The sequence below is a fragment of the Actinosynnema sp. NPDC059797 genome, from assembly GCF_042732085.1.
Taxonomy (GTDB): Bacteria; Actinomycetota; Actinomycetes; order Mycobacteriales; family Pseudonocardiaceae; genus Actinosynnema.
In genome coordinates, this window is record NZ_JBHWIE010000538.1 from 1 (window position 1) to 3,713 (window position 3,713).

Below are 3,713 nucleotides of genomic sequence, written 5' to 3' on the forward strand. Positions count from 1 at the left end.
CCTGGGGGCGCTCCGCGCGCCCGCGCCCGACGAGGGGTCGCCCGGCGCGCACCGGGTGCGCACGCCGCCCAGCGCCGGGAAGTCCACGACGACCGTGAGGCCCGCGCTGTCGGCCGCGTGCGCGACCGGGGGCGCGCCGAGGGCGGCGAGCCCGGCGGCGGCCACCGCCGCGAGGGTCCGCCGCCACCGGGCGGTCACGGCGCGCCCGTCCCGGAAGCCCACCTCACGACCGGCCCGCGCCTCACCCGCGCTCCTCCGCCGGCACGTGCCGGCGGCGGCTCAGCACCAGCAGCAGCGCGCCGCCGAGCAGCGCCAGCGAACCCACCCACAGCGCCGGCCCGACCGACGCGCCGGTGTTCGCCAGGCCGGTGCCGCTGCCCGCCACGACGACGACGTTCGCGGTCGTCGTCGCGGTGCCGCCGACCGAAGTGGTCGTGGGGGCCGTCGTGGACGTGGCACTGTCCGAAGTGGACGTGGCAGTCGTGGTGGTCGTGGTGGTCGTGGTGGAAGAGGTCGGCACGTCGGTGCAGTCGAGCGCCGGCGCGCCCGGCCGGTCGCCCTCGGCGGACAGCTCGGCGAAGCCGACGCCCACCAGGCCGAGCACGCCCTGGCTGGTGGCGCGCGTGGCGTTGGACGCGGCGAACCCGGTCCGGTCGAAGGCGATCGCGCCGCGCTGCGCCTCGGGTCCGCCGCAGCCGACCTGGAGCGAGCGCAGGAACGCCACCGCCCGGTCGGCGGCCGACGTGCGGCCGCCCGCGCGCAGGGCCTGCGCCGCGAGGCCGGTGCTGTTGGCGTTGCCCTCGGCGGCGTCCTCGTCGCGGAAACCGCCGCCCGGCCGCTGCGCCGAGACCAGCCAGTCCAGCGCGCCGGTCGCGTCGGCGGCGCGCCCGGTCGCCAGCAGCGCCTGCGCGGCCATGGCGGTGGCGTCGACGTGCGACTCGCACGTGTCGGCCTCCAGCACCAGCGGGAACCCGCCGTCCGCGCACCGGCCGCCCACGAGGTAGTCGACGGCGTCCGCGGGCGCGCCGCCGGCGCGGTCGAGCGCGAGCACCGCGAAGGCCTGGCTGAAGCCGTTGGACAGGTCGCCGAACTCGGACCGGTCGGAGAACCGGCCGGACGCGGACTTCAGCGCGGTGAGGCCGGCCAGGAGGTCCACGCCGCCGAAGTCCTCCGGGTCCTCGCCGATCACCTGGGCGAACAGGGCCAGCTTGGCGTGCGGGCCCGCGAAGGACGCCTTCTCCGGGTCGTCGTAGTACAGGTAGTTGGAGATCACCTCGGGGCGGGCCAGCCACCCGGCCGCGGCGTCCACCCGGTCGCGGGCCACCCCGGCGGCGGTGAACGCGAACCCGGCGTCCAGCGTGAGCCCCTGGTCGGGGAAGGTCCGGCCGTCGAACACGCCCTCGAAGTGGTCGCCGTCCACCAGTTGGCGGGCCAGCCACCCGGCGGCGACCTCGACGGGCTCGGTGGCGGGCGGCGTGGCGGGCTCGGCGAGCGCCACCGGTCCGGACGCGAAGGTGGCGAGCGCGACGGCGACGACCGCAGCGGTCCGTCTGACGGGCATGGTGGGCCTTTCCGGGTGCGAGGCGCGAGCGGACCCGGACGGCATCGACCCCCGGCCCCGACCCGTTGACCTCGACGGTGTCTGGAGCGTTGCGCGCGCGACGGGTGTTCGGGTTCGTCCCCGGTCGGGGACCTACCGTTGCGGGTCAGCGCCGGACTTCGACCGGCTTCCCCCGTTCACGCGCGATTGCCGATCGTCTTTCACGGGTCGTCGCCGTGTCAATCCGCCTGTGGCGCGATGCTCCTCTCAGGTCGGTGCGGATACCGTTTCGTCGATTCGATCTGGGGAATGAGGGGTGTGGAATGGCGACTCTGGCGTCTGTGCGCGACGGCCTCGTGGGGTGGGTCGCACGGCGTTCGGCCACGCGGTGGATCATGGGCAAGATCGGTTCACGTGCGTTGTCGCTGCTCCCGGACCGTGCGCTGCTCCCGTTGAAGAGGAACGGGGTCGAGCCGGTCGAGGAGTTGACGCGGATGAGCGAGTCGGGTCCGGTGCACCGCGTGCCGGTTCCGTTCGGCCTTCGCGTGTGGTTGGTCACGGGGGAGGCCGAGGCCAAGAAGGTGCTTTCCGACACAGGAGCGTTCAGTAACGATTACACCCGGCTCGGCGCGGCGGTGGGGCAGCTGGAGCAGTCGCCCGGCGGCCTCGGGTTCGCCGACCCGCCGGACCACACCCGGCTGCGCCGGCTGCTGACGCCGGAGTTCACCGTGCGGCGGCTGTCGCGCCTGGTGCCGCGCATCGACGAGATCGTCACCGAGCGGCTGAACGCGATGGAGGCGGCGGACGGCCCCGTGGACCTGGTCCAGGAGTTCGCCCTGCCGATCCCGTCGCTGACGATCTGCGAGCTGCTGGGCGTGCCGTACGACGACCGCGACCGGTTCCAGCGGCTGGCCGCCGCCCGGTTCGACGTGCTCGGCGGCGCGGGCCAGGCGCTGGGCGCCATCTCCGAGTCGCTGGAGTACATGCGGGAGATCGTGGAGCGGGAGCGCCGCTCGCCCGGCGACGGCCTCATCGGCATGATCATCCGCGAGCACGGCGACGCGGTCGACGACGCGGAGCTGGCCGGCCTGGCCGACGGGGTGCTGACCGGCGGTTTCGACACCACGGCGAGCATGTTGGCGCTGGGCGCGTACGTGCTGCTGCGCGACGACGCGGCGCGCGCGTCGATGCGCGACGACGACGCGGCGGTCGGCCCGCTGGTGGAGGAGCTGCTGCGGCACCTGACCGTGGTGCAGGTGGCGTTCCCCCGGTTCGCGCGGCACGCCCTCACCGTGGGCGACCAGCGGATCGAGGAGGGCGACGCGGTCGTGGTCTCCCTGACGGCGGCCAACCGCGAGGGCGCGCCCGGGTTCGACCACACCCGCGAGTCGTCGTCGCACCTGGCGTTCGGCTACGGCGCGCACCGCTGCGTGGGGGCGCAGCTGGGGCGGATGGAGCTGCGCGCGGCCTACCCGGCGCTGCTGCGCCGCTTCCCGGACCTGCGCCTGGCCGAGGACCGACCGGTGTTCCGCACCGCCTCGATCGTCCACGGCGTGGACCGGCTCCTGGTCCACACGCGCTGACGTGAACCCCGGGGTCGGGGCCCTCGACGGAGCGGGCTCCGACCTTGAAGCTGCGCTTAACGCACCCTCATGAGGTTTCACTTTTCCTGAAACCGGGAGTGCGGGATGGTCGTCCCATGACCGGACGGCGCGTGCTGCGCATGGGACTGCTGGCCCTGCTCTGGGGTTCGTGCTTCCTGTGGATCGAACTGGCCCTGACCGGGTTCACGCCCGCGCAGATCGCGGTGGTGCGGTGCGCGCTGGGCGCGGCGTTCCTGTTCGCCCTCGCCCGCCGGGCCGGCGAGCGGCTGCCGCGCGGCCTGTGGGGTCGGCTCGCGGTGGCCGCGTTCTTCTGCAACACCCTGCCGTTCGTGCTGTTCGGCGTCGGCCAGCAGACGGTGGACTCCGGTGTCGCGGGCGTGCTCAACGCCACCACCCCGCTGTGGTCGCTGCTCATCGGCCTGGCCCTGGGCACGGACCGGGGGTGGGGCCCGGCGCGCCTGGCCGGGGTGGGCCTCGGCTTCGGCGGCGTCCTGCTGATCTTCGCGCCGTGGGAGCTCGGACTGCCCGGACCAGCGGGAAGCGCGGTTCCTGGTAGGGCGCCTGAGGGC

The 3,713-nt window shown here is 74.7% G+C and carries 4 protein-coding genes; 2 read left to right on the top strand and 2 right to left on the bottom strand.

Going from position 1 to position 3,713, the window contains the following annotated elements; translation table 11 throughout:
* The coding region (locus ACFV4N_RS41235; RefSeq protein ID WP_499678132.1) for a hypothetical protein at positions 1-222 on the bottom strand (222 nt) is incomplete at its 3' end.
* A 19-nt stretch (positions 223-241) separates the two neighbouring features.
* Complete coding sequence (locus ACFV4N_RS41240; RefSeq protein WP_499678133.1) at positions 242-1,561, bottom strand: prenyltransferase/squalene oxidase repeat-containing protein; 1,320 nt, start codon at positions 1,559-1,561, stop codon at positions 242-244.
* A 302-nt stretch (positions 1,562-1,863) separates the two neighbouring features.
* Here ACFV4N_RS41240 and ACFV4N_RS41245 point away from each other — a divergent pair, with 302 nt between their 5' ends.
* Positions 1,864-3,123, top strand: a complete 1,260-nt coding sequence (locus tag ACFV4N_RS41245; RefSeq protein ID WP_499678134.1) for a cytochrome P450 — start codon at positions 1,864-1,866, stop codon at positions 3,121-3,123.
* 116 nt (positions 3,124-3,239) lie between these two features.
* Positions 3,240-3,713 (top strand): EamA family transporter (locus tag ACFV4N_RS41250; protein WP_499678135.1); only part of this gene is annotated, 474 nt, incomplete at its 3' end.

Coding starts and splice junctions, on each gene's coding strand:
- ACFV4N_RS41245 (WP_499678134.1), top strand. CDS start 1,864: ATGGCGACTCTGGCGTCTGTGCGCGACGGCCTCGTGGGGTGGGTCGCA.
- ACFV4N_RS41240 (WP_499678133.1), bottom strand. CDS start 1,561: ATGCCCGTCAGACGGACCGCTGCGGTCGTCGCCGTCGCGCTCGCCACC.